Raw genomic sequence first — 25,642 nt, forward strand, 5'->3', positions numbered from 1 at the left:
CACATAACGAGCTGCTTTCTCGCAAAGGACGCTATGCGGGGCTGTGGCAGGCTCAGCAGGAGAACAACAGAGAAAGTGCACCGCAGGTTGAGACTATCCATTAGCAGGCTGTTGAAAAACGTTATCGAGGCAGCCGAGACAAGGAAAAAACAGGCGAAAAAGCGGAGTTTAGTGAACTAAATGAGCATTTTGAGCCTGTTTTTGACGCGGTATTCGGCAACGCAGATAGATTTTCAACGACCTGTTAAGATAATTCCAGATGAAGCACTGCTGCTGGTAGCGCCCCAGCAGCGGGCATCGATCATCAGCTAAATACGCGCTCGCCCTGCTCGTCGATGGTCCGTTTTGCTTTGCTTATGCTCAATTCGATGCAGTCATCGCGACTGCTCATCTGATCTGAGCGCAACAGCTGATATTGTCTGGACTCACCATCGACTTCCTTACAAATCAGCGCGCCCACACCATATTGGCCACCGATCTTGCGGGGCTGAGGGATAATTTGAAACCCTTTGTATTCCACTGCATCAGCTGTGCTTTCCTGCTCAGCTTCCGCACTGCCACCGCCTTGAAATAATTTACCAATTAGCGAAAACAATCCCATTACAGCTCTCCACCTAGCGACAAAAACACATCAGCGTGCACTCTAGCACAATTACTGTCTGATCAAGCAAAACGCACATTTTCAGCAATGACTTATGTAAATCAGCCACTTGATCGCCAAGAATATGCCTGCCTGGATGATTTATCCCGGCACAAGCTCCCGCCGCGACCAATCGCTAATGATCTTCGCTCGCATAGATGACTTTTCACTTCGAACAACGTGCATGATTGCCCTCGCATCCCGTGAAAAAACAGTTCTTCGAGTTAAGCCGGTGGTTTACCTATGTTGCCCTCATCGAGAGGTACGGCATAATACGCGCTGCGGTCGGTAAAAGTGTGATAATCCAAGCAGTAGAGGGAGACAACATGAACACTGGAATGAAAAAGCAGATTACCGCATTGGTTCTCGCCAGTTTTGTCAGTGGTGGCTTTATTGCGCCAACATTAGCGCATGCCGGGATGGTAAGCCCCGGTCAGATGTATTCTGAACAGCAAGCGAATCCTAAAGCTCGCCTGGAGTCACTGCTCGCGCGTCAGGATGTGCGTCAGCAACTGATCAAACAAGGGGCCAATCCAGCCGATGTCGAACAGCGTGTCGCTAGCCTGAGCGATGAGGAGGCAAGGCTGGTGGCGGATAGAATGGACCAACAGCCTGCTGGGCAAGGGATCGTAGCCGCTGCAGTATTTATTTTCCTGGTACTGCTTGCCACCGATATTCTCGGTCTGACCGACGTATTCACCTTCGTGAAAAAATAGATTGGATTTTGACAGTAATGTCATCCCAACTAGACAGTTCCAAGCGCCAATACAATATCACCGTTCCGGTGCGATTGATGTTGGTGTGCTTGTGCGCAGCGCTGCTCTCAGCCTGCGCTATCACACCCCCACAGACATCCAGTTTTCTTGCGCAACCCGCATCCCAAAAGAGCATCCTGTTGAAAGATGTTCCTTTCTACGCACAGAAAGAATATCAATGTGGCCCTGCTGCCCTAGCCATGGCACTGAATGCAGCCGGGGCTTCGACCAGCCCTGACCAACTGGTGAGCGAGGTATATCTGCCTGACCGGAAAGGTAGTATTCAGGTGGAAATGCTCGGAGCTAGCCGACGGCAGGGCTTTATACCCTTCAAGGTAGAAGGGACAATTGCAGGGCTGATTAAAGAGCTGCAAGCACATCACTCAGTACTGGTATTTCAGAACCTGGCACTGCCCTGGTATCCGCAATGGCATTATGCTGTTGTCGTCGGTTATGACGCCGCTTCCAAGGAGCTGATTCTGCACTCTGCAGAAGATGAGTGGCATCGAACCAACATTGGTACTTTTGAGAGAACCTGGGCTCGCACTGGCTACTGGGGATTCGTTCCACTCAAACCAGGATTACTACCTGCCAATCAAAACCCGGATCAGCTAGCAGACTCCATTGCGCAAAGCGAACAGAGTTTCTCCCCACCACAGTTGCAAAAGGCTTATGCAAGCGTGTTAAAGCAATGGCCTGACAATCTGCAATCCTCTATAGGATTGAGCGTTGCACTCTATTTGCAGAAAAAATATGTCGCGTCAGAGCGTGTACTGCGTAATGCGCTCAAGCATCACCCTGCCTCTGGAGTGCTCTACAACAATCTTGCCGTTGTACTCAAAGCCCTGAATCGCAAAAAAGAAGCAAAGCAAGCAGCCAAGAAAGCGATTCGTCTTGAGCCGAATAATCAAAACTTCGCCGCAACCTTATCCGAGGTGTCATAGGCATACATCCTGCGACACTCCCCCAGGTCTGCTACACTGGCACGGCCTTCGATAGCACCAAAAAATGGCCAGTCCCGGAATTAGTTACAATGCTTGATGCCTCACCTTTGATCTGCCCAATTGATGGCCAGTCACTGCATCTCGATGGGCAGCGCTTATGCTGCCCCTCCAACCACAGTTTTGATATTGCCCGGCAGGGCTATGCGAACTTGCTTCCCGTGCACAAGAAACACTCCAGAGATCCTGGTGACAGCAAGAATATGGTGGAAGCCAGGCAGCGCTTTCTTGATAGCGGCATCTACAACGGAATTAGTGACCAGCTAAACACCCTGGTGCAATCTGTCTGTGGCGCCTACAACAACCTGACAGTTCTGGATGCGGGTTGTGGGGAAGGGTTCTATCTCGATCGCCTTGCAAAGACAGTCAGTAATGGACAGACATCTCTTAAGGCGTATGGCTTGGATATTTCCAAATGGGCAGTACAAGCGGCCTGTCGAAGAAACAAACAAATTAGCTGGCTGGTGGCCAGTAATGCTGCGATCCCCTTCCAACCTCATACATTCGATTTAATTGTCTGCGCTTTTGGCTATCACAAGCTGGAATGGTTTAATCACTTGCTAAAACCAAATGGCCATATTTTGCTGGTTGATGCAGGTCCAGAGCATCTATTGGAACTAAGGGAAGTAATTTACCCCGAGGTAAGGAAAAGTGAGCTTAGCCCCTTTGACCATTCTGGTTTTACTCTGCTTGAACACAGATTACAGATAAAGGATCTGACACTGAACAAGCAGCAGCTTAGCGACTTGCTCCTGATGACACCCCACCTCTATCGTGCGAGCCATGAAGGTAAAGAAAAGGCTGCAAATCTTGAAAGTTTGAATGTTCAGATTGACGTTCAGTTCAGATTGCTGAGCAAAATGCACTAAGCACGCAAGAGCTATTAGGCGCTTCCCTGAGAGCCGGACTCATTCATCCCGCTCTCAGGAGGTACGACACTATAAAGCGAGGCTGGCATCAACCAAGACTAAGATTAATGTCTTTCAGGACAGAAATCGGGTCAGCTGCCCTTGTAATAGGGCGCCCTATCACAAGATAGTCACTACCGGCTGATATAGCCTCAGCTGGCGTCATGATTCGACGCTGATCTCCTTGATCACTACCAGCTGGACGGATACCAGGAGTCACAAGTTTAAACTCGCGATTGATCTGAGCTCTGAGCACAGACACTTCCTGAGCAGAACACACAACCCCGTCCATGCCACTAGCAGCTGCCAGCGATGCCAATCGTAATACCTGTTGCTGCGGATCAAGATCAATACCGATCTCTCTCAAGTCTGCAGACTCCATACTGGTCAGTACAGTCACCGCGATCAATAACGGTTTTGGACCTGCTACCGTTTCCAGCACCTCGCGGGTTGCTTCCATCATCCTACGCCCACCACTGGCATGAACGTTGACCATCCAAACCCCTTGTTGTGCAGCAGCTTTGACAGCCATCGCAGTGGTATTCGGAATATCGTGGAACTTGAGGTCCAGGAATACCTCAAACCCCAGCTCATGCAACTTTTCCAGAATCGCAGGCCCAGCAAGAGTAAATAGCTCCTTGCCTATCTTTACCCTACATTGTTGAGGATCCAAACGTTTGGCCATATCCAGTGCCAAAGATTGATCGGCATAGTCAAGTGCAACAATGATAGGTTTTGAATTCATATAGCTAATACTCATCTACTAACACAACTCTTCAAGGGCAGGCACAGTGCGCTTCACACTGATCTAGTCACCTTCAATTCCTCGAATGGGTTTAATCGCTCCCCACTCCTTACAACGAGGGCATTGCCAATACATCTGACGGCCATGAAACCCACAATGACCACACTGGTAGCATGCCTTGGTATCCAATACCATCTGCAAAGCATTAGCAACCAACCTTGTACTTTGGGGCTGTAACGCACTGTTCTGCTCGAGCTCAAGCTCCGTCAGGTAACGTATCCCTCTTAGGGTCATTCTTTTATTCAGTTGCTCGATCATAAATGCATGTGCTTGCTCGTACCCTTCCTCTGCTTTTATATATCGTGCAATAGCAATTAATAGAGTTGCCGAAGGATTTGTCGAATGCCAATGTACTAACACTTTTACCAGCGCTTTCGGTCGCTCAAGCGCCCGGTATACTTCAACGATAGAAGCCAAGCCTTCACTGAGCATATCTGGATTACTCTTCTGAAAGCGCTTCAGATACCTCAACGCAGGGCGCCATTGACTGTCCTCAATAGCAAGCGTTGTCAGTTTCAACAGGGCGCGCCCACAGCCTGCATCAAAACTCAGTGACTGTTTCAGATAGTCATAAGCCATTTGACGCTGACCACCGCTAAGCGCTTGCTCTGCCAGTTCACAGGCATAGTGTGATAAATGACTACGCAATCTGGGATTCTCTGGCTGCAAGTAGAGTCGCTGCTGTCCAACATACAGCGCATTTTGCCAGTCACGCTCCTGCTGATAGACCTCCATCAGCAATACCAAGGCATCTATCCGCTGCTGAGCACTGCTCTTGGATAGGATGTCCCTTAACAAGGTCTCCGCACGATCTAACAGCCCACTGGAGAGATAGTCTTTAGCTAACCCTGTCTGTACCAGATGCACTTGGGCAGCGCTAAGATCATTTCTATTCAGAAGGCCTTGATGGACTTTGACCGCCCGACCCACATCTCCCTTGCGGCGGAAAAGTTCAGCAAGAGCCAAATGCGTGTCTACTGCATCACTATCGATCTCTAACGCCCGTAGAAAAGTTTCAACAGCCTCGTCAGAATGCTCACTTAATAGATGATTGAGACCGAGGAAGTATTCTCGACGTAATTTTGCAGCGAGATGAGACAGACGTCTCTCTCGCCTTGCCTGAAACCCCAGTAGCCAGCCAATGCCTACTGCAACTACTAATAGCAATAGCAAGAACAAGTCAGACATTTAATAGGCATTAGACACTGGTGCTTGCCTGGCGCAATTTCGTTAACTCTGAATCTAATTGGTTGAGCTTGCGCTTAAGTTGCAATGCACGTGCCTTCATCTGCAACAGCATGACCACACTTAACGCTACGCCAATTACACCACCGAAGAAGAAGCTGAGAATAAGCCAGAAAGACACACTAAATTCAGGAAGGGAGAAAAATACAAAGTTTAAAGCCACTGGCTGCGTATTATGGATAGCAAACATAATGCCGATAAGCAGCAAAACAAGAGTCAGAACTCCGAGCAACAACCCTTTTAGCAATCTCACAACGTCCCCCTGTCAATAATTCAATGCGGTTGGACATTGTAGAGTCTTTAAACCACAGGGCCAATAGACATTATGCTCAAGTGGCGCTCATCCCTTCTAGAGAAGCTGGAGAGCACTAACTTAGATCAATCACAGAAATCCGGATTGGATATTAGTCAATCAACGTTGACCTGATCTCTCAGCTCTTTGCCAGGCTTGAAATGGGGAACAAACTTGGGCCCTAAAGGTACAGACTCGCCGGTTTTGGGATTACGCCCGACACGTGGAGCACGGAAGTGAAGAGAAAAACTACCAAAACCACGGATTTCAATTCGATCACCACGAGCCAGCGCTTCTGACATATGGTCAAGAATGGTTTTTACAGCTGCTTCGACATCTTTAATGGGCATATCCGGATGCCTGGCTACCAGACGCTCAATCAATTCAGACTTAGTCATGACACTCTCCTTTTGCAAAGCGTGCAACCGCTTAGCTGTTTCAGACCTTATCCCATTTCGGGATGGGAAGCTGCTGAGGTCTGCCATTACTGAAGGTCCGCTATCTAGCATGGCGCCAGCATCAGCATTGATCAAAAAACAAACTACACTGTTTTTATATAAAAAAAAAGAGTGAGCAAAATCAATCACTCACTCTTTTTTATCAACAAGTTAGATGCAGGATCTATTGCTTGCCTTTGAGCTGCTCTTTGATCAGATCGCCGATAGTGGTTGGACCTGATGCTTCAGATTGCGCCTGACGCATCTGCTGCATCGCAGCCTTTTCCTCAGCAACATCTTTCGCTTTTACGGACAGCATAATGACGCGATTTTTGCGATCAATATTCTGAATGCGAGCCTCAACCACATCTCCAACATTCAGAACCTGGCGGGGATCGTCAACACTGTCACGGCTTAATTCACTGGCTTTGATTTGCCCCTCGACGCCCTCGATCAACTCCACTGTCGCCCCCTTGGCATCCAGTGCAGTTACTTTGGCGCTAACGACGGCACCTTTATCATTGCTAGCCACGAAGCTCTGGAAAGGATCTTCATCCAGTTGCTTAATGCCCAGAGAGATACGCTCACGCTCAGGATCAACCGCCAGTACGACAGTTTCGATCTCATCACCTTTCTTGAACTGTTTAACGGCCTCTTCACTAGGCTCATTCCACGAAATATCAGAGAGATGAACCAAACCGTCGATGCCACCATCCAGACCAACGAAGATACCAAAGTCAGTGATTGACTTGATCTTGCCGCTGATGCGATCGCCCTTGTTGAATTTAGAGGAGAATGCCTCCCATGGATTCGCAACACATTGCTTCATACCCAAGGAAATACGACGACGCTCTTCATCAATATCCAGGATCATTACATCGACTTCATCACCCACCTGAACAACCTTGGACGGATGAATGTTCTTGTTGGTCCAGTCCATTTCAGACACGTGAACCAAGCCTTCAATACCATCTTCAATCTCTGCAAAGCAGCCATAATCTGTCAGATTGGTGACACGCGCCTTGGTGATACTGTTTTCAGGGAAACGTATTTTGATGTTAACCCAAGGATCTTCACCCAGTTGCTTGATGCCCAGAGAAACACGCTGACGATCACGATCAAACTTCAATACAACGACTCTGATTTCGTCACCGACATTCAGCATTTCACTAGGATGACGAATGCGTTTCCACGCCATGTCGGTAATGTGCAACAAGCCATCTACACCACCCAGGTCAACGAATGCGCCGTAGTCAGTAAGGTTTTTAACAATACCCTTCAGCTCCTGCCCTTCCTGAAGATTTGCAAGAAGAGTTTCACGCTCTGCACTATTCTCAGCCTCAAGGACTGCACGGCGACTAACAACAACGTTGTTTCGCTTCTGGTCCAGTTTGATCAGCTTGAACTCAAGCTCTTTACCTTCAAGATGAGTCGTATCCCGCAACGGACGAACATCAATCAGTGAGCCCGGAAGAAACGCACGAACAGTGTCGATTTCAACGGTAAAACCGCCTTTCACACGGCCAGAAATAACGCCTTTAATAACAGCGTTATCTGCAAAAGCTTTCTCTAGCTCAACCCAGGCCTCAGCACGCTTCGCTTTTTCGCGCGACAGACGAGTAGCACCATAACCATCTTCAAGAGCTTCGACAGCGACTTTAACCACCGCGCCGACCTGCAGGGAGTGTTCGCCGTTCTCATTCAGAAACTGATTGAGCGGGATAACCCCTTCCGATTTCAGCCCTGCGTTAACAGTCACCCATTCTTTATCAATGGCAACAACTGTTCCCTCTATAATGGCACCAACCTGAAGGTCCATTTCCTTCAGGCTTTCTTCAAACAGCTCAGCAAAACTCTCGCTCATCTTCTTTCCTGTGACCTGGGGATATGCAGTGCATATCAGTTTGCCGTATACCAGTCCATACGGGTCAGTTGAGTCTTCCTGCACAACATGACTAACTGGGTCATGCAGCGCACCCCACCATGGGATTGAACATAAACCTCACACCAACTCACGCTCGCGTAAGAGTTGCTCTACCTCATACATTACGGCGTCTATATCCAGCTCACTTGAATCGATCGTTACTGCATCAGCGGCTGGCTTGAGTGGTGCCACACTGCGATTCATATCCTGGGCATCACGCGCCTGAATATCTTGCAAAATCTTAGCAAAACTAGCATCGGCCCCACGCTTTTGCAACTGGAGGAACCGGCGGCGAGCACGCTCTTCAGCACTGGCTACCAAGTATATTTTAAGCGGTGCATCGGGAAATACGACGGTACCCATGTCACGCCCATCCGCAATCAATCCAGGCAGAGCAGCGAAGATACGCTGTCTTTCCAACAGGGCCTGGCGAACGCCAGGGTAGGTCGCGACTTTGGATGCCAGTTTGCCTACTTCTTCCTGACGAATGGTACTGGTTACATCTTCGCCCTCAAGTACGACATGGACTCCATCAGTCTCAGCTGCAGTCTTAAACTGCACATCAAGATGAGCACTCAGTACAGTCAAGGAATCCTCATCATCAACAGCAATCTGGTGACGCATACTGGCCAAAGCCACTAAACGATACAATGCACCGCTATCCAACAAGTGCCATCCCAGCCTTGTTGCAAGCAACTTGCAAATGGTTCCCTTCCCTGAACCGCTTGGACCATCAACGGTAACAACGGGTACGGATTTCAATGCCATGACTTATCCAATTGATTGAAGTTCAAAACCCAATGACTGGGCAATGCTAACAAACTCAGGGAAGTAAGGAATGTCTCCCAAACAATCCTGGATAATTACCGAATTACCTGTTCGCAGTGCCGCCACTGCAAGCGCCATAGATGCAACAGAATTACCTTTGCCATCAAGCTCATGTCCAGCCAATAAAACCTCAGAGCCAACGCCCTTGATCAGCAAACAGTCACCTTGCGACTCAATTTGAATACCAAGTTTTTGCAAACCATTGACAGTGATCTTCAAGGCATCCAATTGAGCAACCCGGTTCCAGTCCAAAAGGACAGACTCCCCCTCTGCAAAGCTCAGTGCAATCAATAATACTGCCAGCTCTTCAACGGAACAGTGTATCTTTGACAAGTCAACACGACATGGTTTGAGCCTTGAGTAGCGAATATGCAAGCACGCATCTGGCTCGTCATTCGACTCTTGCTTAGCACTTTGCTCAATCAATCCTCCCATACCAATCAACAGGTCAAGGAGACTAGTACGAGAAGGGTTAGCCCCCACCCTCTCCAGTCGAAGGTCACTATCTCGCGTAATCAACGCTGCCACCATAAAATAGGCCGCAAGCGATATATCACCGGGGATAATCACACTTACAGGCAACAGTTGCCCCTTGCCAGAAGAACAAACCACGTTATCATCCGCTCGAATCGGCCACCCGAAAGCCGCCATCATTCGTTCTGTGTGATCACGCGTTCTCACACGCTCGGTCAGTCTAGTTTCACCTTCTGCATACATGGATGCTAACAGCAGTGCTGACTTAACTTGCGCACTGGGAGTTTCAATCTGGTGTGTAATAGCCTTCAGCCCATCTATCCCTGAGATTCTGACAGGAAGAAAGGACTCTCTTACCGCATCAATCCTCGCGCCCATCTGCTGCAAAGGCTGAATGATGGTGCTCAGATCACACCCCTCAAGCACTTCATTGCCTGTCAGCTCTGAAGGAAACGACTGCGCAGCCAGCAGACCCGTCAGCAGGCGCAGAGATGTTGAGGATCGTCCGAGATATAACGCTCCAGGCGCCTGACGCAACCCCTGCAAACCAACACCATGAATGGTCACCAGCCCTTCTGCTGGCCCTTCGATGACCACCCCCATGTCACGAAATGCCTGCAGAGTCGCCAGGGTATCCTCATCCTCGTGCATACCCGATACCACCGTCTGACCTTCAGATAATGCACCCAGGATTAATGCACGATGTGATATTGACTTATCTCCCGGCAAACTGGCACGGCCGACACAGCGGGATTTGGCGCCTATTTTAAACGCCTTTTTTGACAGTTTATGCGCAGGGCTAGCATAGGCAGTGCCAGCCAGAATACGAGAGAAATGTTCTCGCGCTGCCTTAGCCCGCGTAAACACACCCAACATCGTTACACCATCACCCTGGTCTACCGCCGTACGCAACTGACTTAGTCCGTCGGTAAATCGATCCAGTACCTCCAGCACAGCATCCCGGTTGGCCAGAAAGACGTCATGCCACATTGTCGGATCACTGGCTGCGATGCGAGTAAAGTCGCGAAAACCGCCAGCAGCATATCGAAAAATATCCCGGTTCTCATGATCCTGGGCCAGGGTATCGACTAAAGAAAACGCCAACAAATGAGGTAGATGGCTGGTGGCTGCCAGCACCTCGTCATGATGATTGACATCCATTGTCAGTACCTCAGCACCTGTAGCGCGCCACATAGAAGAAATAATATCGACGGCTGCCGCAGAGGACTCAGGCAACGGGGTTAGGATTATTTTATGTCTCGCAAACAGTTCTTGCCTGGCAGCGGCCATACCACTGTTTTCAGCACCTGCAATAGGATGCCCAGGCACCCAGCCAGACAGCATGGGATTAAATATTCGGCGAGAAGCCGCAACGACATTGCCTTTCGTCGAACCCACATCAGTCAGTAGGGTATTGGTGCGCAAGTACGGAGCAATTCGTGCGAGCACCCCCTCCATTGCCTTAACTGGCACAGATAAAACCACAATATCGGCTTCGGCAACGGCCAACCCGAGATCGGTTTCCACTCGATCAACAGCATCCAGCGCCAAAGCCAGCTCGCAGTTCTCACCTTTTAAATCGAATCCGATCAACTCGCGGGCAAAGCCGGCTTTACGCAGTGCCAATGCCAATGAGCCACCGATCAGCCCGAGACCAACAATCAGAATTCGATCCGATTTAAAACCATCAATCATCACAGTACTGCCTGCGGGTAAGAGCCAAGCACCTTGAGCTCAACAACCTTACTCGACACTTCACTCAAAGCCTGATTTACAGGCTCTTCATCCTGATGGCCTGCAAGGTCAATATAGAATACGTAACCCCAGGCACCCGCATTGGCAGGACGAGTTTCGATACGAGTTAAGTCCACACCAGCACGATGGAACGGCTCAAGAATGTGATACAACGCACCTGGCTGGTTACGTGCATTCACCAGAATAGAGGTCTTGTCACGCTGACTACTGCCAACAGATTCATGGCCGATGATCAGGAAACGCGTACTGTTGTCTGGATGATCTTCGATATTGTTGAAGGCATGCTCCAGACCATAGAGCTTGGCCGCCATTTCACCTGCGATGGCAGCAACATGCTCACCTTCGGCAGCTGCTCTGCGTGCTGCTTCTGCATTGGAACTGACGGCAATACGCTCAACATTGGGAAAACGTGAATCCAGCCACAGGCGGCACTGAGCCAAGGATTGTTGGTGTGAGTAGATCCGCGTAATGCGCGACGGCTCGGTATCTGGCTTCACCAGCAAATGCTGATGAATACGCAGCTCCACTTCTCCGCTGATCTTTAGCTCAGAGCTGCGGAAGTTATCCAGGGTATGATGCACGACGCCTTCTGTGGAGTTTTCAATAGGCACTACACCGTACTTGACGGCCTTGGCTTCCACTTCACGAAAAACATCATCAATGGTAGGCATCGGTACACACACCGCTGAGTGCCCAAAATGCTTCAATGCAGCCTGCTGGGTAAACGTCCCTTCAGGGCCGAGGAAAGCGACTCGCGTAGGTCTTTCCAGCGCCAGGCATGCAGACATGATCTCCCTGAACAGACGGGCAACTTCTTCACTATCAAGCGGACCCTTGTTGCGCTCCATGACTTTGCGCAAAACCTGCGCCTCACGTTCAGGACGATAAAACACAGGCTCTTCGGTCACATCAGTACGATGGGCCATTTTTACCTCAGCTACTCGCTGAGCACACTGGGCACGCTGATTGATCAGCTCGTGAATATGGCGATCGATCTCATCAATCTCATCACGCAACTTTGCCAGCTGCTCTTGCTCAGTGGCCATGGTTCTCTCCCGTTACAGAATACGTGGAATTATCGAGACATTATCCTGGAAGGAGGGAGGCATCCGCCTCCCTGTATAGCATCAGGCTGGATAATACTTTTTCTCAAAGGCATGCATAAAGTCGATCAGCGCATCGACAGCCGCTTCGGGTACTGCGTTGTAGATACTTGCACGCATGCCGCCTACTGAGCGGTGCCCCTTGAGATTGAGCAGGCCGGCTGCATCGGCCTCTTTGAGGAACGCCTTCTCCAGACCAGTATCAGCCAGAGTGAAAGGCACATTCATCCAGGACCTGTTAGCAACGGCAATGGGGTTTGCATACAGTCGGCTTTCGTCGATGGCCGCGTACAACTTGCTTGCCTTACGCGCGTTAACTTCGCCTATGGCTGCAACACCTCCCTGACGCTTCAACCATTGGAACACCAGTCCAGACAGGTACCAGGCGAAGGTCGGAGGCGTGTTATACATGGAGTCATTTTCCGCTGCGACGCGATAGCTCATCATGGTCGGGATACTGGATACCTCGCGATCCAGCAGCGATTCCTTGATGATTACCAGGCACAGACCGGCAGGGCCAATATTTTTTTGGGCACCGGCATAAATCATGTCGTATTGGGCAACATCAATGGGGCGAGACAGAATAGTTGAGGACATGTCGCAGACCAGCGGCACGCCATTTTCCGTCACAGGTACGTAGTCAAACTCCAATCCACCGATGGTTTCGTTACTGCAATAGTGCACATAGGCCGCATCTTTATTGAACTTCAATTCCTGCTGCTGAGGAACACGGTGGTAGTGCTGATCAGCCGTGCTGGCAATCACATCGATCTTGCCATAGCGGGCGGCTTCTTTCACAGCCTTGTTAGACCAGATACCGGTATCAATATAGTCAGCAGAAGAGTGCGAGCCCAGCAGGTTCAGTGGCACTGAACTGAACTGTAAATTCGCCCCACCTTGCAGAAACAGCACTTTATAGTCCTGAGGTACCGACAGCAGTTCACGAAGCAGCGACTCTGCTTCCTGAGCGATACCCACAAACTCGTCACTACGATGACTCATCTCCATGACAGACAGGCCCTTTCCATGCCAGTCCAGCATTTCTTCACGAGCCTGCAACAATACTTCTTCCGGCAATGCAGCCGGTCCAGCGCAAAAGTTATACGCGCGCGTCATGATATGGATATCCCCGAGATCTACTTGCTTCGTCTTCACATAAGGCCAGGGGCAGGAGAATGCACAGTACCCACCCCCGGTTAGTATCCTGCGATGTTCATGATGTTCTGTCAGGTCAACCGGAAATCACAAACACCTAATAAGCAACAATGCGGCCTTAGCCGCATTGTTGGTGGTATTACTCTTCTTCGCCAGCTCCGTCTGCGGTATCAGCAGCATCTGTAGCCGTATCACCTTCCACAGCGTCTTCAATAGCCTCCGGCTCGTTGATTGGCGCTAGCCCAACCAGCTTTTCGTCTTCAGCCAGTCGAATCAAGGTCACCCCCTGAGTATTACGTCCCAGGCAGGAGATTTCATCAACTCGGGTGCGCACTAACGTACCACGATCACTGATCAGCATGACCTCTTCCCCTGGCAGTACCTGGATAGCAGCAACCAGCTCACCATTGCGCTCAGAAGTCTGTATGGCAATAACACCCTGACCACCGCGACCGTATACAGGGAACTCAGAAACTTCAGTACGTTTACCATAACCGCGCGCACTGGCTGTGAGAATAGACGCCTGATCATCCGGGATCACGAGACTTATCACCACTGCGTCGTCCTGCAGACGCATACCACGAACACCTGTGGCAGTTCGTCCCATGGCGCGCACATCTTCTTCGCTGAAGCGAATAGCCTTGCCATGTGAGTTGAACAGCATCACATCCTGTTTACCGTTGGTGATAGATGCACCTATCAGGGTGTCACCTTCATCAAGGCTCAGCGCTATCAGACCAGTGGAGCGCTGACGCGCGAACTGATCCAGAGGTGTCTTTTTCACCGTTCCATTACGAGTAGCCATGAAGACATAGTGGTCTTCCAGGTACTCAGAAACAGGCAGAATGGTGGTAATGCGCTCATCGGCATCCAGCGACAGCAGGTTAACGATGGGGCGGCCGCGTGCACCGCGGCTTGCCTGCGGAATCTCGAACACGCGCAACCAGTAGACCTTACCCTTGTCGGAAAACAGCATGATGGTCGAGTGACTGTTGGCTACCAGCAAGTGTTCGATGAAGTCTTCATCTTTCACCGCTGTCGCAGCCTTACCACGCCCACCACGACGCTGTGCCTGATAGTCAGAGACAGGCTGGGTCTTGGCATAGCCAGTATGAGAAATGGTGACGACCAGATCTTCTTCGGTGATCAGGTCTGCGATAGTCAGATCTTGCTGGCTTGACTGGATTTCAGTTCGACGAGTGTCGGCATACTGCTCACGAACAGCAACCAGCTCTTCCCGGATGACTTCCATCAAACGCTCAGCGCTGCCCAGAATTTTTAGCAGTTCAGCGATATTGACGATCAGTTCTTCGTACTCATTGAGCAGTTTCTCATGCTCAAGGCCTGTCAAACGGTGTAGACGCAGGTCCAGAATAGCCTGCGCCTGTACAGGCGACAGATAGTAGTGACCATCGCGCAGCCCCATCTCAGCGGGCAGATCATCAGGACGGCATGCATCCTCACCTGCTCGCTCCAGCATCGACAGAACATTGCCCGGCTCCCAGGAGCGGGCCAACAGGCGCTCTTTCGCTTCACTGGCGTTGGCTGACGTACGGATCAGCTCAATGACGGGATCAATATTGGCCAATGCAACAGCCAGACCTTCCAGAATATGACCCCGCTCACGCGCTTTACGCAGCTCATACAATGTACGGCGGGTCACTACTTCACGACGATGACGGATAAAGGCTTCGAGCAGTTCTTTCAGGTTCAGAGTGCGAGGCTGCCCATCCACCAGGGCAACGATATTGATACCGAAGACGCTTTGCATCTGGGTGTTGGCATACAGATTATTCATCACCACTTCAGGCATTTCGCCACGACGCAGTTCGATAACAATACGCATACCTTCTTTGTTCGACTCATCACGCAGCTCGGTGATGCCTTCGACTTTTTTCTCCTTCACCAGATCGGCGATTTTTTCAATCAGGCGGGCCTTGTTGACCTGGTAGGGAATTTCGGTGACGACAATAGCCTGCTTGCCACCACGATCCATGTCTTCAACATGGTAGCGGGCACGCATATAAATACGCCCACGGCCAGTGCGGTAGGCTTCAATGATGCCAGCACGACCATTGATGATACCCGCGGTAGGGAAGTCCGGACCGGGGATATACTCCATCAGCTGATCGACACCCAGCTGGCTGTCATCAATCAGTGCCAAACAGCCATCGACAACTTCGCCCAGATTATGCGGCGGAATGTTAGTCGCCATACCCACAGCAATTCCCGATGAGCCATTAACCAGCAGGTTTGGCACCTTGGTGGGCAACACAACCGGAATCTGCTCGGTGCCGTCGTAGTTGGGGATGTAGTCGACGGTTTCCTTTTCGAGGTCCGCCAACAGCTCATGGGCAATGCGCGCCATGCGGATTTCGGTATAACGCATCGCCGCCGCAGAGTCGCCATCGATGGAGCCGAAGTTACCCTGACCGTCCACCAGCATGTATCGTAGTGAGAAGTCCTGCGCCATACGGACGATGGTGTCATAGACTGCACTGTCACCATGTGGGTGATATTTACCGATGACGTCACCGACCACACGGGCCGACTTTTTGTAGGCTTTGTTCCAGTCGTTACCCAACTCGTGCATGGCAAACAGTACACGCCGATGCACAGGCTTGAGCCCGTCCCTCACATCTGGCAGTGCACGGCCAACGATGACGCTCATCGCATAGTCCAGATAGGACTGCTTCAGCTCGTCTTCGATATTGACGTGCACAATCTCTTTGGCCAGCTCACCCATGGTTTTCTGCTTTCCTTTTTAAACAAGATTGCTATCACCATTTCCGCCCTTTATCTCGACTCAGAGAACAACAGTTACTCGGTCGATATCGGACCTGAAATGGTGGCGTCGGCAAATTGCGCGAGTATACCACAAAAGTCACTCAAGCCATTGATTCGTCTTCACTTAGAGGCTGACCGTCTTTGACAGTAATGTCACAGCCAGTATCATGACTGCTACATCCCTAGCCCCTATTATCTTGCCGCAGACATGGTCAGTCGCAGAACGACTTCCACGTCACCTGCGCAGCACTTAAATCACTAACAGGTACGACAATGCGACACGATTCCGCGCACACAGGTCAGCCAGGCAGCAGCAACCACAGCAATGTTGACCAGGAAGAAGTGGCCAAGTTCGAAGCCCTCGCCTCCCGCTGGTGGGACAAGGAAAGTGAGTTCAAACCCCTGCATGACATTAACCCTCTGCGCGTCAATTACATCGACGAGCGGGTTGGCCTCGCAGGCAAGGTCGTGCTGGATGTCGGCTGTGGCGGTGGCATTCTCAGCGAATCCATGGCCGTGCGTGGCGCGCAGGTGACAGGCATCGACATGGGCGAAGCTCCGCTTAATACAGCTCGTTTACACGCACTGGAGTCAGGAGTGCCGGTCACCTACCATCAAACGACTGCAGAAGATTTCGCAGCCAGATACCCAGCACATTTTGATGTAGTGACCTGTTTGGAGATGCTGGAACACGTTCCCGATCCGGGCTCGGTCATCAGAGCATGTGCAACGATGGTCAAACCGGGTGGCCATGTCGTATTTTCGACCCTCAATCGCAATCCCAAATCCTGGCTGTTTGCTATTGCCGGTGCAGAGTACGTGCTGAACCTGGTACCCAGAGGCACCCATGACTTCAAGAAGTTTATCCAGCCAGCAGAGTTAAGCCGCTGGGTTCGTCAGGCAGGTCTGGAGTCAAAACACATGACAGGCATGACCTACAACCCGGTTACCAAAACCTATCGTCTGGTCGACGGAGATGTAGACGTCAATTACATCATGCACTGCCAAAAGCCCCTTTGTTAAAAGCTGAAGCACTTCCTCAACACCGCCTGAATCGGGACTTATCATGCTTGCTGACGCCATTGCCAAACCTTCTGCCTTGCTGTTTGATCTGGACGGCACGCTGCTGGACACGGCTCCTGACTTCCATGTCGTGGTCAACCGGTTGCTGGCTGAAGAAGGCCGCGATGAACGTGACTACGCCTTCGTCAGAGCACAGGTCTCCAATGGATCACAGGCATTGGTATGCAGTGCGTTCGACATCACTCCCGATGCAGCAGACTTCAGTCGACTGCGTGCACGTCTGCTGGATCTTTATCTGCAACACGTCAGTGTCTACACGTGCCTGTTTGATGGGTTGGAGGACGTACTGGGTCTCGCACGTGCAGCCAGTATTCCCTGGGGAATAGTGACCAACAAGCCACGGCTTTACAGCGAAGCTTTACTTGCTCGTCAGCCAGACCTTCAGGACTGTGCGGTACTGGTTTGCCCTGATGACGTGAGTCGCCGCAAACCTCATCCCGAACCCTTGTACAAGGCCTGTGAAACACTGGCTATTGATCCATCCACAGCAATCTATGTGGGAGACCACCTTCGGGATATTGAATCTGGCAAAGCTGCCGGTATGTTTACCATAGGTGTGGAATACGGCTATCTGGAGGAGACTAGCCCTGCCACTAGCTGGGGCGCTGATCTGGTGGTTGCAACAGGGCCCGAGCTGGCCAGCTGGTTTAGGCATCAACCCTGGACTTGATTGACCATCTGTCATTGCCTGCAAGCATGAATAGTGTAGAAAGAAGCGGTACTCATCAACTCTTCCTCTGCTGATCGTTAATACGCCCCTGAGGAATAGCCATCAGATCATAGGACGGATACAGGAAGATCATATGAACTGTTACTTTGACTACTCAGCCCCAAAGGACCTGTTGAAAGGCCGTGTAATAGTGGTAACCGGCGCGGGGGATGGTATTGGCCGCAGTGCGGCACTCAGCTTCGCCGCGCACGGTGCAACGGTTGTCCTGATGGGAAGAACAACCTCAAAGCTGGAAAAAGTGTACGACGACATCGAACAGGCAGGCCATCCACAACCAGCGATCATCCCTATTCATTTCGAAGGCGCCACCCCTCACGATTACGAGATGATCGCAGGCAAGCTGGAAGAAGAATTTGGCAGACTGGACGGTGTCTTGTTCAATGCCTCCATTCTGGGTTTACGGACACCCATCAGCCAGTATGACACTGACATCTGGGCTCAGGTCATCCAGGTCAACCTGAACAGCCAGTTCTACATGACACGGGCCCTGCTTCCACTGCTGGAAAAGTCGACGGATGCCTCCATCGTCTATACCTCCTCCTCGGTCGGACGCAAAGGCCGTGCGTATTGGGGAGCATATGCCGTGTCCAAATTTGCGACCGAAGGCCTGATGCAAACCCTGGCAGATGAACTGGAAAACACCTCCAGCATCAGAGTAAACAGCATCAACCCAGGCGCTACCCGCACCAGTATGCGAGCCTATGCCTACCCTGCCGAGAACCCGGCTGAAGTAAGAACGCCAGAAGAAATCATGCCTACGTATCTGTATCTTATGGGTGCAGACAGCAAGGGCACCACCGGACAGGCGTTTGATGCCCAACCCCCTAAAATCTAGCACTTAACCAACCGAGCCAAGCAGCTCTGAGATACGCGACTGACTGCTCAGTCAGTCGCGTATCGGGCAATAAGCCAACTATCAATTTCGTAGCCGCTTTCAATTTCATAAACGCTTTATTCAATTTCAAAGCCGTTTCAAATAGTCGTAACCAAGGTTGTTCATCTGTCCCTCGATCCATCGTTGTCGCTGCCTGACATAGCTGGATGGACGGTCTGCAATGAACCGCTTGGGATTAGGCAGCACTGCAGCCAGTCTAGCGGCCTCTGACATGGATAGCTGTGTAGCATGCTTGCGGAAATAGCTTAACGACGCTGCCTCTACGCCATACACCCCATCTCCAAACTCAACAACGTTCAGATAAACTTCGAGAATACGCTGCTTAGACCAGAACGCTTCCAAAGCAAACGTCAAAGGGACTTCCAGACCTTTTCGCAGCCAGTTCTGCCCTGCCCAGAGGAACAGATTCTTGGCCAGTTGCTGACTGATCGTACTTGCACCACGCAAGCGGTCTCCATCCTGCCAGTCCTCGACCGCTTTTTGCATTTGCACCCAGTCAAAACCATGATGATCAGGGAAGCGCTGGTCCTCCGACGCCATAACAGCTAATGGCATGTTACGGCTGATATTACGCCAGTCTACCCAGTCATGATCTTGCGTATAACGCCAGTCCCCTTCCATCCAGGCCTGCACATAGCGCTCAACCATGAATGCCGTGACGGGCGGGTCTAGCCACCGTCCGAGGATAATGAGAGCTAACGGAGAGACGACAACGGTAAGTACAACAACAGCAGCAATGCGCCGAAACTTACCTGAAAACACGTTGAGTTTACCCACAGAATTCCTTGTTCAGTCGAAAATGGTCGCGTAATGCACCCCGTTTCTCTTCACGCCCGTTTTTATTCACGCAAATTATTGACTCATACGTCGCTGATGACGCTCCAGTGTCTCCATACGCTTGCGTTCACTTTTCTGCAGGATCACATACACCGCCCCAAGCCCACCGTGGTGTTTCAATGCAGAGTGATAGCCCTGTACGCTCTCATTTTCTTTCAGCCACTTGGCCACGTAGCTTTTCAGCCATGCCGCATGACTGCCTCGCTCTTTGGCACGCCCGAAAGAAATGGCTACTGTACGAATTTCCAGTTTCAGGCACTCTTTGATAAAGCGGGACACCTCTTTACGAGCATCAGCGACACGCATGCCGAATATCTCCAGCCGCGCCTCATAAGGATATTTCCCGAGACGAAGATTCCTGAATACGCCGGACTGAATACCTGGTCGCTTGAAACTCAGTTCATCGAGAGGTTCCAGTAGCTCCACATACTCGTCATCCCGCCCTAACGCGTCATCTGCTGAGGAAAGCACTTCACGCCGATGCTGTAATCCAGGCGTATCCTTGCTGCCTGTCTGAGTGTCCACCTTGGCCGCTTTCTGCGTCAGGGGAGTCACATCCTGCATTGCCTTCAAAAAGGCAGTGTCATCTCTGGCACCCTGTTCAATCACGCAACTTCTCCACTACCACGACAAACATCTGTGCAGAACGCCTACTCGGGCTTTTCTGCCAGTTTTTGTACTACGCTCTCAATTTTGTCAGCCATCGATTGCTGACGATCTGTACGTGTACCTACCCTCAAAGTCGAGGATATGCGCGGCGCGCCCATGCGATGAACGACCTCATGGCAACGTTTCACAGCCGCCATCACCTCATCCCACTCCCCTTCTATGTTGGTGCCATACGCATGCATCTGATGCGCAAGCCCCGCCTGTTCCAGCACCTGCTGGCACGCAGCCACGTGTTCAGACACCGACACACCCACCCCGAGTGGAATGACACACAGATCAACAATGACTTGCACCTTTTCGCCCTCAACTGACGGTAGAAATGCTTTGTAAGGCAATCCAGCCTTCTATACAAGCATTCGCACCAGGCATTCGAGCACTTCAGCCGTGCGTGAATCGCCGCCGCACTACTGTCTTTGGTCGCAAGGAAAGCGCTGCAGGTAGTATGGAGCTACTACCCCATCACGAAGATTCACGACTACAGTTCACAGAGGGTGCGCAGAAACGCCTGCCATCTGATCTTTTTCCACCCGTCTGTGAGAGGTATCGCTATGTCACACAACAAGAAAATCCTGATCATCTGCGGAGACTTCGTCGAAGACTATGAACTGATGGTGCCTTTCCAGGCGCTACAAGCCATGGGCTATACGGTGGACGCCATTTGCCCGGATAAAAAGGCCGGTGATCAGATAAAAACCGCTATTCACGACTTTGAAGGAGATCAGACTTACTCCGAGAAGCCTGGTCATAACTTCACCCTTAACGCCTCATTCGCCGATATCGATCCAGCCAGTTATGATGCACTGCTGATACCTGGAGGTCGCGCCCCCGAATACTTACGCATGAATAGCCAGGTTCTCGAAATGGTGGACCACTTCGTAAGTAGCGATAAACCTATTGCGGCTATTTGCCATGGCGCTCAACTGCTGGCCCCGACCGGTGCACTCGAAGGCAAGCATGTGTCCGCCTATCCGGCCTGCGCGGCTGAAGTGACCCTCGCTGGGGGTAAATATGCTGACATCGCCGTCACTGATGCCATCACCGACGGCAAGTTGGTTACCGCACCTGCATGGCCTGCACACCCCGCATGGCTGGCACAATTTCACGCGCTTCTGACTGTTTAAGAACATATTCATGAGTTAGGCCCTCTCAATGTCCTGTCCATAGAGAGTAATGCTGTTCGATTAAGGATTGTCACCTTCCTGGAGGTTTAAGAACATCCGGTATTCTTCACTGGATACCGGATTCTCTGTGCCTATTCTGCAGACCTTGCTCAACATGAAAGAGCGGCACTCGTTCACCGATCTCCGCACCTTTACCCGGCATGTCCGCGTCGAGTGCATCGAGTCGGCCCTCCACCTTTTCTGCCAGACCGCCCTTCGGCGCCGCCGACTGCCCAGTGAGCAAGTACTCTGGCTGGTGCTGGGTATGGCGCTGTTCCGGAATGGAGGCAGTTAACACTGGGGCCTTGAACGTTACCCCGAGGATAACCGGCACAGTTTGCAGGTACTGGCCGTCGATGGGTCCTTGCTGCAGCCCCCGATACGTCAGCGCTGCGCGAGCATTTCCGTTCCGGGAATACCTCGACCAACCGCCAGATGCCTCTCTCAATGCAGCGGCTCATTGCGCTGATGTATGTGCGCTCACATGTCATTCTGGATGCGCAACTCAGTCCCCGGCCAAGATGCCCAGAACCTGCTATCCGATGAACCGTAAGGCTGCTTCACTTAAGCGAACAGCATTTTGTTTTGAGGCAGCTTTACGCTCTATTGAGGCGAATAATGGTTCTTTTTAACGTCATAAAGGGTAGAAAATGACCAAAATCGGCCTCACCACAGCAGATCAGAGTTAAGTCCAACAGGCTGCTGGCATCAAGCAATGCTCAGGCGGCCTGCATACAAGCTTGTAACAGCTCAACCTCAACTTCATCTGCTTTGACATTCGCAATCTGGCAGGTGGCCATATAGGCATGGCCGCCTCCACCAAACCCTAAACAAAGCCGACCAAGATCCAGCTCGACCTCAGGTCGAAATACCGACCGGGTGAGCGTAAATACCGTATTTCGCTGACGCAGCCCCCAGATGCGGTGCATACAGATCCTGGCTTGCGGGAACAACAGAAAGACCATGTAGCGGTTGACGGGGTAGATAACCTCTTCATGCTGTAGATCGAGTACCACCACGTGATCTTCAAGCCGGGCACAACGCTGCAGTTGATGGATGGCCTGTTGGTGATACTGATGATAAAGCTGCACTCGCTCCTGCACGTCGGGTAACTGTACTAGCCGATTGATAGGGTAGTAGCGACAACAGTGCACCAGATCCAGCATAAACCGGTAATTCGATACCCTGAACTGTTTGAAACGCCCCATCCCTGTACGGGGATCCACCAAAAAATTCAGTAACATCCAGCCTTCGGGATGCAAAATGTCATCCTGCGTGTACTGCCCCAGCGCACACTGGTCGACAGCCGCGAGCAACTCATCAAAACTGCGCCCAAAACGGCTGGTACCACCAAAATGATTAAAAATAAGACGAGCACAGGAGACAGCCTGAGTATCGAGTATCAGATTGTCAGGGTTGAGCCCCTGATAACGCGTTACCTCACTTGCATGATGATCAAAGGCAATATGGCAGCCAGGCACATAGGGCAGGTTAGCCGTAATATCCTGATCGTTGACAGCGACCTCACCCTCTTGCATGTCTTTGGGATGGACGAACAGGATATCGTCGATGAGATTTAGCTCACGCAGTAACACCGCGCAGGCGAGTCCATCAAAATCACTGCGAGTAATTAATCGGTAGTACCCATAAAACTGCATAGAACGGGCTCTCTTAGTGAGCGTTATTATTGTTTTTCTGCCAATAGAGCGTAGTCAACCTTACGCCCGACTGCCACTACCGCGCTGAGCGGGTAAGGGGTTACCCCCTACCCTCATCAGTCGTAACCAGATTAGTTGTAAAAAGATCAGTGGTAACAATGAACATGCACACGCAACAACAGTCTTCAGTTAAACGCCGCTTAACCTGTTCAGTGCGTCTGCCAGTCGGCGTATTCCTACATCGATGGTTGCTTCATCAACACAGCTGAAACTTAGCCGCAAGGTATGGCTGTCATCACGATCAGTGTAGAAAGGATGCCCAGGTACGAAACAGACATTGTCTTTGATAGCCTCGTTAAACAGTGCCATCGCTGAGACCTGCTCTGGCAGAGTCAGCCACAGGAACATCCCTCCTTCCGGCTGAGTGTAATGCACGTCAGCAGGGAAATAGTTCTGCAGCGCCCTGATCATTGCCGCACGCTGGCGTCCATACACCTCACATATTCGTGCCACATGGGCATCAAGATCATTCTGCTGCAGGTACTCGCACAACACGCGCTGAACGAAACTGTTGGTGTGTAAGTCTGCGGCCTGCTTGGCAACGACCACTTTTGACAGCAACCACTCAGGCAACACCATCCATCCCAAACGGAATGCGGGTACTACTGTTTTCGAGAAGGAACCCAGCAAAACCGTATTCTCTGGCACCAAACTGGCAATCAGCTTTTTATTCTCACCGGTAAAACGCAGATCACCATAAGGATTGTCCTCGACCAGCAACAGATTACGGCTGCGAACCAGTTCAGCCAGACCATGCCGATTGGCCTCTGAATAGCTGATACCTGACGGGTTCTGAAAGTTGGGGATGGTATAGAGCACCCGAGCCTGGCCATCATCGGTGGCCTCTGCCAGCTGTTGCAAATCCAGACCATCTTCATTCAGCCGAATGGCTCGGAACCCCGTTTTGTAAACGGAGAAAGCCTGCAGTGCGCCGAGATAACTGGGGTCTTCTACCAGCACCTCATCACCTTCGTTTAACAACACCTTGCCAATCAGATCCAGCGCCTGTTGCGAGCCGTTGGTGATAATGATCTGTTCTGGCCTGACGACCAGTCCATTCTTTTGCAGGTAACGCTGAGCGATAAACTGCCGCAGCGGCAAATAACCCTCAGTTGCGGCATATTGCAACGCATCACCACCATCACGCATCAACACGGTCTGGCATGCCTGATTGATTGCCTCAACCGGAAAGAAGTCCTTGTTTGGCAGGCCGCCAGCAAAGGAAATCATCTGCGGATCATTGGCCACCTTCAGGATTTCACGGATAAAAGAGGGTTTAACACTACTGATACGGTCTGAGAAAAACGCTTCCATGGACGATTACCCGAAATAAGCAGGAGTTTGTCAGGGCAAACTCGTTAACAAGATCTTTGAGGGAATCTGTTGCAACAAAAAGCGTCGATCAGGCGCTCCTTCAAACCAGTCAGGCTTATGGCGGGGACAGGCGAAACACAACTAACAACAGAGTAAGAGACATTCTGTCGGCACAATGCGCGTTTGTTAAGAGAAGATATTGCGTTGTCGTGAAAAAGCAGGTGTGGTGCTACAAGATAGCTATCCAGCTACAACGTATGACGTCTAGAACGTACAGCAGTAGTAGCAGTAAATGAGCATTCCGAAGGTCGCGTCAGCACCGAGTGACCAACGTGCAGCCGATCATGAACGCACTCTCACAAAACGACATCGGAAGCACAGCTACAATCTGTGCTTCCACGTTATGAGCTGAATACATCAGTTGCACTGATAGCCCTCAGGCATTTCAACACTGAAATCATTTTCGCTGCTTTGCATCTGGGTAAAGCGCAAGGCAGCCTGGGTAATCAGGAAGCGATAAACCTTGTCATCGCTGCACCCTTCCTTGCGACTACTGGTGACCACCTTGAGGATGGGCTCACCGGTACGATTATCAGGCTCGTGCCATGCCAGCGTGACCGTATAGAGCGTGGCGTTACGCAACTCATTGGAGTAACCGACGACATCCCAGGCCATACGCGGACGGCTGACACAACGCTCCTTGTTATCCACTGTTGTACAGGTACGTTCCCAGGTACCCGTATTGACGTAGCCATACTGCGGCTCGCGTACAGTATAGGGCTCACTGCGTTTGCCCAGACCGAGCCGCACATAATAGTCTGGCTTCGCCTTGGCAGGCAGCTCTTCTACCGGGTATACAGCACTGAAACCACGCCCCAGCAGCGTCAGTGACAGGGATTGCAGATAGCCTTTCCCTTCAAGATCAGCATCCAGCGCCAGCACCGTGCCATTGGTGTTCACAGGCTTGTATGGATTGACGTAGGTATTGATCTTGCCATCCATGACGGTGGCGCATCCGGTCAGCAACAGGCTCAGTGCCATCCCCAGAATACGCTTCATAGCTTGCACCTCGGAATTGTTATAAGTGGCAAATGGAAGACTGCAACATAGCGCCAGCCTGAGAGAAT

The 25,642-nt window shown here is 51.1% G+C and carries 24 protein-coding genes and 1 pseudogene; 8 read left to right on the forward strand and 17 right to left on the reverse strand.

Features of this window, described 5'->3' with window-relative positions:
- Positions 1-304: 304 nt before the first annotated feature.
- On the reverse strand, positions 305-601 hold the full coding sequence (locus WH50_RS10350) for an HlyU family transcriptional regulator (RefSeq protein WP_104154046.1): 297 nt from the start codon (positions 599-601) through the stop codon (positions 305-307).
- A gap of 242 nt (positions 602-843) precedes the next feature.
- Here WH50_RS10350 and WH50_RS10355 point away from each other — a divergent pair, with 242 nt between their 5' ends.
- From WH50_RS10355 to WH50_RS10365, 3 genes are all read left to right on the forward strand, one after another.
- The gene (locus tag WH50_RS10355; RefSeq protein WP_165838382.1) at positions 844-1,356 is read left to right on the forward strand and encodes a PA2779 family protein; all 513 of its coding nucleotides are present in this window, start codon (positions 844-846) and stop codon (positions 1,354-1,356) included.
- 179 nt (positions 1,357-1,535) lie between these two features.
- On the forward strand, positions 1,536-2,339 hold the full coding sequence (locus WH50_RS10360; RefSeq protein ID WP_165838383.1) for a PA2778 family cysteine peptidase: 804 nt from the start codon (positions 1,536-1,538) through the stop codon (positions 2,337-2,339).
- A gap of 89 nt (positions 2,340-2,428) precedes the next feature.
- A complete protein-coding gene (locus tag WH50_RS10365; RefSeq protein ID WP_110187234.1) occupies positions 2,429-3,265 on the forward strand; it encodes a putative RNA methyltransferase in 837 nt (278 codons plus the stop codon).
- An 88-nt stretch (positions 3,266-3,353) separates the two neighbouring features.
- Here the strand turns inward: WH50_RS10365 and pyrF are convergent, their stop codons facing one another.
- The 10 genes from pyrF to gyrA all read right to left on the reverse strand — a co-directional run bounded on the left by pyrF (position 3,354) and on the right by gyrA (position 16,068).
- Positions 3,354-4,064, reverse strand: a complete 711-nt coding sequence (pyrF, locus tag WH50_RS10370; protein WP_243410069.1) for an orotidine-5'-phosphate decarboxylase — start codon at positions 4,062-4,064, stop codon at positions 3,354-3,356.
- Positions 4,065-4,112: 48 nt separating this feature from the next.
- Positions 4,113-5,297, reverse strand: a complete 1,185-nt coding sequence (lapB, locus tag WH50_RS10375) for a lipopolysaccharide assembly protein LapB (RefSeq protein ID WP_110187236.1) — start codon at positions 5,295-5,297, stop codon at positions 4,113-4,115.
- Between the two features lie 10 nt (positions 5,298-5,307).
- Positions 5,308-5,607, reverse strand: coding sequence for a lipopolysaccharide assembly protein LapA domain-containing protein (locus WH50_RS10380; RefSeq protein ID WP_110187237.1), 300 nt, complete (start codon positions 5,605-5,607; stop codon positions 5,308-5,310).
- 155 nt (positions 5,608-5,762) lie between these two features.
- Positions 5,763-6,155, reverse strand: a complete 393-nt coding sequence (gene ihfB, locus WH50_RS10385) for an integration host factor subunit beta (RefSeq protein ID WP_341476832.1) — start codon at positions 6,153-6,155, stop codon at positions 5,763-5,765.
- A 112-nt stretch (positions 6,156-6,267) separates the two neighbouring features.
- Positions 6,268-7,947: a 30S ribosomal protein S1 gene (gene rpsA / locus WH50_RS10390; RefSeq protein WP_110187238.1), complete on the reverse strand. Its 1,680-nt coding sequence runs from the start codon at positions 7,945-7,947 to the stop codon at positions 6,268-6,270.
- A 138-nt stretch (positions 7,948-8,085) separates the two neighbouring features.
- Positions 8,086-8,775, reverse strand: a complete 690-nt coding sequence (gene cmk, locus WH50_RS10395; protein ID WP_110187239.1) for a (d)CMP kinase — start codon at positions 8,773-8,775, stop codon at positions 8,086-8,088.
- 3 nt (positions 8,776-8,778) lie between these two features.
- Positions 8,779-11,004, reverse strand: a complete 2,226-nt coding sequence (locus tag WH50_RS10400) for a prephenate dehydrogenase/arogenate dehydrogenase family protein (protein ID WP_110187240.1) — start codon at positions 11,002-11,004, stop codon at positions 8,779-8,781.
- A complete protein-coding gene (gene pheA, locus WH50_RS10405; protein ID WP_110187241.1) occupies positions 11,004-12,110 on the reverse strand; it encodes a prephenate dehydratase in 1,107 nt (368 codons plus the stop codon). The genes WH50_RS10400 and pheA overlap by 1 nt, the downstream gene beginning before the upstream one ends.
- A gap of 81 nt (positions 12,111-12,191) precedes the next feature.
- Entirely contained in the window at positions 12,192-13,283 is a 1,092-nt protein-coding gene (serC, locus tag WH50_RS10410) for a 3-phosphoserine/phosphohydroxythreonine transaminase (protein ID WP_110187242.1), read from the reverse strand.
- A gap of 178 nt (positions 13,284-13,461) precedes the next feature.
- On the reverse strand, positions 13,462-16,068 hold the full coding sequence (gene gyrA / locus WH50_RS10415; RefSeq protein WP_110187243.1) for a DNA gyrase subunit A: 2,607 nt from the start codon (positions 16,066-16,068) through the stop codon (positions 13,462-13,464).
- Positions 16,069-16,382: 314 nt separating this feature from the next.
- On the opposite strand from gyrA, the gene ubiG reads away from it, so the two are divergent.
- The 3 genes from ubiG to WH50_RS10430 all read left to right on the forward strand — a co-directional run bounded on the left by ubiG (position 16,383) and on the right by WH50_RS10430 (position 18,757).
- The gene (gene ubiG / locus WH50_RS10420; protein ID WP_110187244.1) at positions 16,383-17,132 is read left to right on the forward strand and encodes a bifunctional 2-polyprenyl-6-hydroxyphenol methylase/3-demethylubiquinol 3-O-methyltransferase UbiG; all 750 of its coding nucleotides are present in this window, start codon (positions 16,383-16,385) and stop codon (positions 17,130-17,132) included.
- 43 nt (positions 17,133-17,175) lie between these two features.
- Positions 17,176-17,862, forward strand: a complete 687-nt coding sequence (locus WH50_RS10425; protein ID WP_207780255.1) for an HAD-IA family hydrolase — start codon at positions 17,176-17,178, stop codon at positions 17,860-17,862.
- Positions 17,863-17,995: 133 nt separating this feature from the next.
- The gene (locus tag WH50_RS10430) at positions 17,996-18,757 is read left to right on the forward strand and encodes a YciK family oxidoreductase (protein ID WP_110187245.1); all 762 of its coding nucleotides are present in this window, start codon (positions 17,996-17,998) and stop codon (positions 18,755-18,757) included.
- Between the two features lie 126 nt (positions 18,758-18,883).
- Here WH50_RS10430 and mtgA read toward each other — a convergent pair whose 3' ends face one another.
- The 3 genes from mtgA to WH50_RS10445 form a co-directional block, all read right to left on the reverse strand.
- Entirely contained in the window at positions 18,884-19,594 is a 711-nt protein-coding gene (gene mtgA, locus WH50_RS10435; RefSeq protein ID WP_110187246.1) for a monofunctional biosynthetic peptidoglycan transglycosylase, read from the reverse strand.
- 75 nt (positions 19,595-19,669) lie between these two features.
- On the reverse strand, positions 19,670-20,263 hold the full coding sequence (gene smrA / locus WH50_RS10440; RefSeq protein WP_110187247.1) for a DNA endonuclease SmrA: 594 nt from the start codon (positions 20,261-20,263) through the stop codon (positions 19,670-19,672).
- 41 nt (positions 20,264-20,304) lie between these two features.
- Positions 20,305-20,616: an MTH1187 family thiamine-binding protein gene (locus WH50_RS10445; protein WP_104154063.1), complete on the reverse strand. Its 312-nt coding sequence runs from the start codon at positions 20,614-20,616 to the stop codon at positions 20,305-20,307.
- Positions 20,617-20,871: 255 nt separating this feature from the next.
- Between WH50_RS10445 and WH50_RS10450 the strand changes: the two genes are divergently transcribed.
- Positions 20,872-21,444 (forward strand): DJ-1/PfpI family protein, encoded by a 573-nt coding sequence (locus tag WH50_RS10450; RefSeq protein WP_110187248.1) that lies wholly within the window; start codon positions 20,872-20,874, stop codon positions 21,442-21,444.
- Positions 21,445-21,577: 133 nt separating this feature from the next.
- Positions 21,578-21,996, forward strand: a pseudogene (locus tag WH50_RS26935) (transposase domain-containing protein); the annotation flags it as partial.
- A 206-nt stretch (positions 21,997-22,202) separates the two neighbouring features.
- Here the strand turns inward: WH50_RS26935 and WH50_RS10460 are convergent.
- The 3 genes from WH50_RS10460 to WH50_RS10470 form a co-directional block, all read right to left on the reverse strand.
- Positions 22,203-23,141 carry an exopolyphosphatase gene (locus WH50_RS10460; RefSeq protein ID WP_110187250.1) on the reverse strand — a complete coding sequence of 313 codons (939 nt, stop codon included), beginning with the start codon at positions 23,139-23,141 and terminating at the stop codon, positions 22,203-22,205.
- A 189-nt stretch (positions 23,142-23,330) separates the two neighbouring features.
- Complete coding sequence (locus tag WH50_RS10465; RefSeq protein ID WP_110187251.1) at positions 23,331-24,515, reverse strand: aminotransferase-like domain-containing protein; 1,185 nt, start codon at positions 24,513-24,515, stop codon at positions 23,331-23,333.
- Between the two features lie 417 nt (positions 24,516-24,932).
- On the reverse strand, positions 24,933-25,574 hold the full coding sequence (locus WH50_RS10470; RefSeq protein WP_110187252.1) for a hypothetical protein: 642 nt from the start codon (positions 25,572-25,574) through the stop codon (positions 24,933-24,935).
- Positions 25,575-25,642: the final 68 nt, after the last annotated feature.

The sequence above is a fragment of the Pokkaliibacter plantistimulans genome (assembly GCF_003194385.1).
In the GTDB taxonomy this organism is placed as follows: domain Bacteria; phylum Pseudomonadota; class Gammaproteobacteria; order Pseudomonadales; family Balneatricaceae; genus Pokkaliibacter; species Pokkaliibacter plantistimulans.